General features: G+C 58.8%; 6 protein-coding genes. All 6 read left to right on the top strand.

All coding sequences use genetic code 11. The features are described from left to right. The first annotated feature begins 159 nt into the window (after nt 1–159). The 6 genes from ACP7DE_RS27905 to ACP7DE_RS27880 all read left to right on the top strand — a co-directional run bounded on the left by ACP7DE_RS27905 (nt 160) and on the right by ACP7DE_RS27880 (nt 7,117). Nucleotides 160–849: a response regulator transcription factor gene (locus ACP7DE_RS27905; RefSeq protein ID WP_426075170.1), complete on the top strand. Its 690-nt coding sequence runs from the start codon at nt 160–162 to the stop codon at nt 847–849. After that, nucleotides 836–2,062 carry a sensor histidine kinase gene (locus ACP7DE_RS27900; RefSeq protein WP_426075169.1) on the top strand — a complete coding sequence of 409 codons (1,227 nt, stop codon included), beginning with the start codon at nt 836–838 and terminating at the stop codon, nt 2,060–2,062. The genes ACP7DE_RS27905 and ACP7DE_RS27900 overlap by 14 nt, the downstream gene beginning before the upstream one ends. A 219-nt stretch (nt 2,063–2,281) precedes the next feature. Further along, nucleotides 2,282–2,971, top strand: a complete 690-nt coding sequence (locus tag ACP7DE_RS27895; RefSeq protein ID WP_426075168.1) for a phosphatase PAP2 family protein — start codon at nt 2,282–2,284, stop codon at nt 2,969–2,971. 62 nt (nt 2,972–3,033) lie between these two features. Continuing rightward, the gene (locus ACP7DE_RS27890; RefSeq protein ID WP_426075167.1) at nt 3,034–4,512 is read left to right on the top strand and encodes a DUF2868 domain-containing protein; all 1,479 of its coding nucleotides are present in this window, start codon (nt 3,034–3,036) and stop codon (nt 4,510–4,512) included. After that, entirely contained in the window at nt 4,509–5,999 is a 1,491-nt protein-coding gene (locus ACP7DE_RS27885; protein ID WP_426075166.1) for a DUF3482 domain-containing protein, read from the top strand. Before ACP7DE_RS27890 ends, ACP7DE_RS27885 begins: the two co-directional genes overlap by 4 nt. A 38-nt stretch (nt 6,000–6,037) precedes the next feature. Continuing rightward, nucleotides 6,038–7,117, top strand: a complete 1,080-nt coding sequence (locus tag ACP7DE_RS27880; protein ID WP_426075165.1) for a tartrate dehydrogenase — start codon at nt 6,038–6,040, stop codon at nt 7,115–7,117. The last annotated feature ends 194 nt before the right edge of the window (nt 7,118–7,311 follow it).

The following is a 7,311-nucleotide window of genomic DNA, read 5'->3' as shown; positions in this document are numbered from 1 at the left end:
AAACAACTTTGCGCCGATGATAGTGCTGCAACCAGTGTGAAAGTAGGTTATCGTCAGGCTTGTTATTCGTAGTAGAGAAAAACCCGATCAGAAATGGTCGGGTTTTTTTTCGTCTGATGGTTTCGTTTGATGCGGCGAAATTCACCCTACAATGGCGGTATGCGCATTCTGATCATTGAAGACAACCCCGATATTCTCGCCAATCTCTACGCTTATCTAGAGCCGAAGGGCCATGTGCTCGATTCGGCCATGAATGGTTATGCCGGCCTGGCCTTGCTGGCCCAGCATGATTACGATGTGCTGGTGCTCGATGTCATGCTACCCGGCCTGACGGGCCTGGAGCTGTGTCGGAAGCTACGCGCTGAATTAAAAAATAGCACGCCAGTGCTGATGCTGACGGCGCGCGATACCCTGCAAGACAAGGTCGCCGGTTTTGACAGTGGCGCCGATGATTATTTGGTCAAGCCATTCTCGCTACTGGAATTGGAAATCCGCCTGAAAGCCTTGCTGCGCCGCGCGCGCGGGCAAACGACGGCCGCCGCCGTGCTGGCGGTGGGCGAGCTGCGTTTTGATACTGAAAAATTCGAAGTCCGGCGCGCCGGCCAAGCATTGATTTTGACCAAGACCGGTTACATTATCCTGAAATGCCTGATGAGCGAAGCGCCCAAGCTGGTGCCGCGCGAGATGCTCGAGCATGAAGTCTGGGGCGATGACCGGCCTGACAGCGATGCCCTGCGCACGCATATCCATGCGCTGCGGCAAGTGCTCGACAAACCATATGCCTTTCCCATGCTGCGCACCATTCCTGGCATCGGCTATAAATTACTGAGTAGCGATGCGCCCATTTAAATCGCTGAAGCGGCGCATCATCGTCGCTTACCTGCTGTTCGCCGCGGTGGCGAGCGTCTTTTTTGCCATTATCGCCGCCATCGCCGTCGAGGGCATCGAAGTACGCCTGGTTGACGAGCGCCTGAAAGAAGTGGCGGCCTGGGCTTCACCCAGGCATGCGGCCGGTTTGTCTGTCGAGATGCCGGCCGGTTTGAGCTTTCATCACGCCGAGGAGACCCCGCTGCCCTTGCGTGGCCTGGCACCCGGCATGCACGAGAAAACCGTCGACGGCGTCGATTTGCACGTGCTGGTCGGCAGCGATGTGCATGGCGAATTCGTTGTCATCGATCATGCCACTGAATATGAAAAGATCGAGTTGGTGGTGTACAGCATGTTTGCGCTTGGCTTTATCGGTTTCCTGATTTGTGCTTCGCTGCTGGGCGCCTTCATCGCCAATCGCTTGATCACGCCGATCATGTCGTTGACGCAGGCCGTCAAGGCCGGCCAGGCGGCCCTGCCACTGCAGGACAGTGCCGATGAATTGGGAATACTGGCACGCGCTTTTGCTGCACGTACGACGGAGTTGACCGAAGTTCTTGACCGAGAGCGCTTTTTTACGGGCGATGTCAGCCATGAGCTGCGCACGCCGCTGACCGTGATCACGGGGGCGGCGGAAATTCTGATGGAGCAAGGCGCACATGAACCGCTGGTGCGCTCCGCCTCCGAGCGTATCTATCGGGCTGCGCGTGAGGCGAGCGATTCCGTGACGGTGCTGCTGCGCCTGGCACGCGCCCCCGAGTTGCTGGAGTGCGCGTCACTCTCCTTGGCGGAACTGGCTCGCCAGGAATGCCTGCGCTGTCAATCGTATACGGCCGGAAAGCCGCTTACTCTCGTGTTTGCGGGCGGCGAAGATTTTCTGGTCAACGCCCCGCGTGAATTGCTGGCGGCCGCCATTGGCAACCTGGTGCGCAACGCCTGCCAGTACACCTTGCAGGGTGAAGTGATCGTGCGCCTGGCCGGACGTGGGCTGATCGTTGAGGACACGGGGCCAGGTTTGCCGGAAGCGGCGCGCGCGCGCCTCTTGCATCAACCCATACCGGCCAATCTGGGCGGCTCATCCGGCACAGGCTTGGGGCTGGGTTTGGTTCAGCGCATCTGCCTGTATCTGGGCGCGGAGCTGGCGTTCAATGTTCGCCCCGCTGGTGGCACCATGCTGCGGATTGATTTCATTTAAGCCGGCTTTTTGCGAGCACTTAACGAAAACTTAACGTCCTGTTGACGCGTAATTCATGCTGATACTTGTAAGCTGATTCTGGAAACGCGTATTGCATCGTCCGTGTTGTGCACAGCGGGCAGCGTCATGTTCTCTTCATATTGACACTGTACGATGACTTCCATGGTTGCCGTCCTGTGCGGCCTCTCCCTTTCATCTCATCAAGTAATGTGTGCACCCATGCTGGCCAAGCTTAAACTCGTTAAAACTCCCAAAGGCATCGATAGCGTTCTGATGCTATCGGCCATGCTGATCCTCTGGATCGGCAATTACAGCAATCTCGACCTGGCGCTCGCCGACAGCATGTTCGACGGGGCACGTGGGCAATTTGCCGGTGCTGACAGCGCGTTGGCGGGCAGTTTTCAGTTTGGCATGACCTTGCTTGGTGCCGCCGTGATCGGCTTGGCCGTCTGGGATACCTTGCGCCCGTTGGACTGGCTTGCATCACGCCGCAGTGCCTTGCGTGTCGTGGCCTTGTCGGTCGTCTTCGTGCCGCCAAGCATCTATTTGCTCTCATCCTTCAGCGATGTGCCCTGTCCTACGGATTTGCTGCGCTATGGCGGACTGGAACCGTATGCGCGGATGCTGGAAACATTGCCCGCCAGTGCGTCTGCCATGGCTTGCCTGCCCGCCACCCAGGCGAACACTGCCTGGTGGATGCTAGCCTTGCCATTGTTCTGCCTGCCGGCACGGCCACGCACGGCGCTTCTGCTCGCCGGTGTCATGCTGCTGTGCGGTTTGTCTGCAGGCTGGCAGCAACAGTTGCAAGGTACGCAATTTTTCACGCATACGTTGTGGTCTGCCTGGATCGCCTCTTTCCTGATATATCTGCTGCATAACTTGTTCCGGGCCGAGGACGCGTTGGCCTGAAATACAAAAGTACGTCACAATCTGCCTGTCAAGTTGTCGGTTCATATAAAAACAGGAGCGCCATGAACGAGCAGATTGCGAGAGAAGTGGTATTGGTCCGGGCTATCGAAACGGCCGACCAGAAAAAAGAAGTCCTCAGCGAGGATGACCGCATGTATGCCAGCCGCAGTGCGCGTGAGCTTGCGCAATGGCAAGCTTCGGGCAAGCAGGCCGAAGTCACGGGGGACGACTTCCTGCAGCAGCGCTCCGAGCTGATCATCAAGCGCATCACTGAGCGCATACCCGCCTTCGCGGCCTTCGCGAAGCGGCGCAGCGGTATGAAGACCCTGGCGCTGACCTTGCCATTGCTGGCCCTGCTGCTGGGGGCCGGGCTCGACCGCATCACCGATCCGCATCGCGTCGACCTGCTGTCGGCGCCCTTGCTGCTGATCATCGCCTGGAATGTACTGGTTTACCTGGGTTTGCTGATCTGGCTATGCATCCCCTCGCACTCTCTCGGCTGGCCGAAAGCGGGGCTGGTGCGCCACCTGAGCGTGGGCCGCCTGGCCTTGCCGCGCAAACTGCCGCACGCCTTGTCCTCGGGCTTGCTCAGTTTCATGGGGGAATGGGCGCACCTGAGCGCCAAGCTGACGGCCGCGCGCCTGGGCCGTACCATCCACCTGAGCGCCGCCATGTTTGCTATCGGCGCCGTCGCCTCGCTGTATGCGCGCGGCTTCCTGTCGCAATACGCGGCTGGCTGGGAAAGCACCTTTCTGAATGCCAGCCAAGTGCACAGCCTGCTGTCGACTTTGTTCGCACCGGCCATCGCCCTGTTTCATTTGCAAGGTTTTTCGCTGGCGGAAATCGAAGCGCTGCGTTTTCCGCAAACGACGACCGTGGAAGGCGGCGCGCGCTGGGTGCATTTGTATGCGGTAACGATTTTCCTGCTGGTGGTCGTTCCTCGCCTGATCCTGGCCCTGGTCAACAATTGGCGCGCCGCGCGCCTGGCAAAGCACTTTCCGCTGGATCTCGATCAACCGTACTTCCGCAAGCTCAATGAAAGCATCGGCGTGGCCACGGGCGGCATGCTGCGTGTCTTGCCGTACAGCTTTACTGTCGATGAGGCGCGCCACAAAGGCTTGGGCCAGCTGTCCATCATGCTGTTTGGCGAGCAGGGACGCATGATGCTGCGTCCATCGACGTCGTATGGCGAAGAGCCGCAGGAGGTCTTGCGCGGCACCGACTTGAATGATCCGCAAGTCAATATCACGGCCGTGCTGTTCAATCTGACGGCGACGCCGGAGAAGGAAAATCACGGCGCCTTCCTCGATTACCTGGTGCAATCGTCCGCACGCGGTATCGCCGTCCTGATCGATGAGTCCAGCTATCTGGAGCGTGCTGGCGAGCAGGTGGATAATGCCGCCCGTTTGGCGGAAAGAGTCGCCTTGTGGCAACAGTTTTGCCTGTTCCATCAAACCCCGGCCACCCTGGTCAATTTGCTTAATCCTGCCTTGCACCCGCTCGATGCCGGTGTCGGCTTGAAAGTATCGGCAGCAGCATGAGTGTGAATGTGAATAAAGATGTTCAGGATGATGCGGTGCAGATTCAGTTTGCGCTGATTTCGCATACGAATAATGGCAAGACCACCCTGGCGCGCACCCTGGTGGGCGTGGATATCGGCGAAGTGCGCGACGCCGCTCACGTCACCGTGTTTGCGGAATCGCATACCTTGCTGGCGACGCCACAGGGTGATGCCTTGCAACTGTGGGATACGCCCGGCTTTGGCGATTCCGTGCGCCTGCTCAGGCGCCTGGGGCAGTCCGGCAATCCCATCGGCTGGTTCCTGCGCGAAGTGCTGGACCGTTATCGCGACCGCCCGTTCTGGCTGAGCCAGCAAGCGCTGCGCACGGCCAAGGACGCAGCCGATGTGGTGCTGTATTTGGTGAATTCCTCGGAGCATCCCAGGGATGCGGGTTACTTGCCGGCGGAAATGAAAATCCTCGAATGGCTGGATAAGCCGGTGGTGGTCTTGCTCAATCAGATGGGGCCGCCACGTCCGGGCAATGAGGAACACGGCGAGCAGGCGCGCTGGCGCGACCATTTGCAGCAGTATCCCATCGTGCGCGACGTTTTGGCGCTCGATGCCTTTGCCCGCTGCTGGGTACATGAGCGCGTGTTTTACGAAGCCGTGGGTAAGTTGTTGCCGCAGTCGCAGCAAGCCGGTTATGCGCGTTTGTTTGCTACCTGGCGAGCGCAGAATACGGCGCGTTTCCAGCAGGCCATGCACTTGCTGGCCACGCAGCTGGCGGTGGCAGCCCAGGATCGCGAAGCCATCGAGCCCGTCTCCAAGGGCTTGCTGAAATCGGCTTTGCAGGTCGTAGGCATAGGCAAAAATGCAGAGCAGCAACGCCAGGAAAAGGCGATGGCCAGCCTGGTGGCGCGGCTCAATACGCACAGCGGTGTCACCACGCGTGAACTGTTGATCTTGCACAAACTCGACCCTACCGATGCGCATAAGATCAATGCGCGGTTGCGCGATAATTTCGCCGTGCGCGCACCGATCGACAAGGCGCAAGCGGGGCTATTGGGCGCCATGATTTCCGGTGCGGCGACGGGCTTGTCGGCCGACCTGATTTCCGGCGGCCTGACCCTGGGCACGGGCGCCTTGCTTGGCGGCGTGGTCGGGGCACTGACGTTTGCGGGTGCAGCCTGGGGTTTTAATTCCGGCACGGACCGGAACGAGCCCACCATGCAATTTACGGATGCCTTCCTGCGTACCTTGGTCGTGGCGGGCGTGTTGCGTTATTTGGCGGTGGCGCACTTTGGCCGTGGCCGCGGCAACTTTGTGGAAGGCGAGGCACCAGCATTTTGGCAAGATGAGGTCGAGCAGGCGGTAGCGCGCCATGAGGGTGCATTGGATGAGTTGTGGAAAGAGGTGCGCCGCGAGAAGTCCCATGAACTGGCGGCCGAACGTGTGCAGCCCATCATCACGGCGATCACTGCCGATGTGCTGGCGCGTCTGTACTCGGACGTGGCGCAGCAGATGTAAATACGGGCTTCCATCGTCTATTTCCAACAGGGTTTCCAATGAACACACATAAAGTCGCGGTCATCGCTGGTGACGGCATCGGCAATGAAGTTATGCCGGAGGGCTTGCGTGTGATTGAAGCGGCCGCCCGCCGTTTCAATATCGACCTGCAGTTCACGACGATGGCATGGGCCAATTGCGACTACTACCTCGAGCATGGTCAAATGATGCCCTCTGACTGGTTTGCCCAACTCAGGGATTTCGACGCCATCTATTTTGGTGCCGTGGGCTGGCCAGACAAGGTGCCTGACCACATCTCCTTATGGGGTTCCTTACTAAAATTTCGGCGTGAGTTTGATGCATACGTCAACTTGCGTCCCGTGCGCTTGATGCCCGGCGTACCTTGCCCGCTAGCAAATAAAAAGCCTGGCGATATCGACTTTTATGTGGTGCGTGAAAATACGGAAGGAGAATATTCGTCCGTGGGCGGGCGCATGTTCGAAGGGACGGAACGCGAGACGGTGCTGCAGGAATCCGTGTTTACGCGCAAGGGCGTCGACCGCATCCTGAAGTATGCGTTTGAGCTGGCGCAAAGCCGACCTAAAAAACACCTGACATCGGCCACCAAGTCGAATGGCATTGCCATCAGCATGCCGTATTGGGATGAGCGGGTGGAAGCGATGGGCCCAAGCTTTCCCGATGTCCGCTGGGATAAATATCATATCGACATCCTGGCGGCCCGCTTTGTATTGAGTCCCGAGCGCTTTGACGTGGTGGTGGCTTCGAATCTGTTTGGCGACATCCTGTCCGACCTGGGCCCGGCCTGTACGGGCACGATTGCCATCGCGCCTTCGGCCAATATCAATCCGGAGCGCACCTTCCCTTCCGTGTTTGAGCCGGTACACGGTTCCGCCCCCGATATCTACGGCCAGAATATCGCTAACCCGATCGGCATGATCTGGTCGGGCGCCATGATGCTGGACTTCCTCGGTAATGGCGACGCCAATTACACGGCGGCGCATGACGCGATTGTGCGCGCCATTGAGCAGGTACTCGAGCATGGGCCACGTACACCCGACATGGGCGGCAACGCCAGTACGACCGATGTAGGCATGGCGGTGGCCGAATTGCTGAAATAAAGCTTGCCGCCCATGGGCGGCTTTGCTATAGTTCGCCTCCCCAATGAGGCGCACTAGTTTGCGGCACAAAAGGGACAGTCTTCCGGGGCTGGGCAGTAAAAGAAGGAGTTGACGATTGTGCTGAAATGCTTCATACTCTTCCTTCTTCGCAGCTGACAAACACAACGCTTTGTCGATAGCGCGAGAGTAGTAAA

The organism is Janthinobacterium sp. DSP2-3-3 (assembly GCF_049897325.1).
In the GTDB taxonomy this organism is placed as follows: domain Bacteria; phylum Pseudomonadota; class Gammaproteobacteria; order Burkholderiales; family Burkholderiaceae_D; genus Janthinobacterium.
The sequence above is the reverse complement of the archived record's forward strand: the minus strand, read 5'-3'. Positions and strand labels throughout refer to the sequence as shown.

What these genes read in the sequence shown, in the direction of transcription:
- ACP7DE_RS27905 (WP_426075170.1), top strand. Translation starts at nt 160, where the DNA reads ATGCGCATTCTGATCATTGAAGACAACCCCGATATTCTCGCCAATCTC.
- ACP7DE_RS27900 (WP_426075169.1), top strand. Translation starts at nt 836, where the DNA reads ATGCGCCCATTTAAATCGCTGAAGCGGCGCATCATCGTCGCTTACCTG.
- ACP7DE_RS27895 (WP_426075168.1), top strand. Translation starts at nt 2,282, where the DNA reads ATGCTGGCCAAGCTTAAACTCGTTAAAACTCCCAAAGGCATCGATAGC.
- ACP7DE_RS27890 (WP_426075167.1), top strand. Translation starts at nt 3,034, where the DNA reads ATGAACGAGCAGATTGCGAGAGAAGTGGTATTGGTCCGGGCTATCGAA.
- ACP7DE_RS27885 (WP_426075166.1), top strand. Translation starts at nt 4,509, where the DNA reads ATGAGTGTGAATGTGAATAAAGATGTTCAGGATGATGCGGTGCAGATT.
- ACP7DE_RS27880 (WP_426075165.1), top strand. Translation starts at nt 6,038, where the DNA reads ATGAACACACATAAAGTCGCGGTCATCGCTGGTGACGGCATCGGCAAT.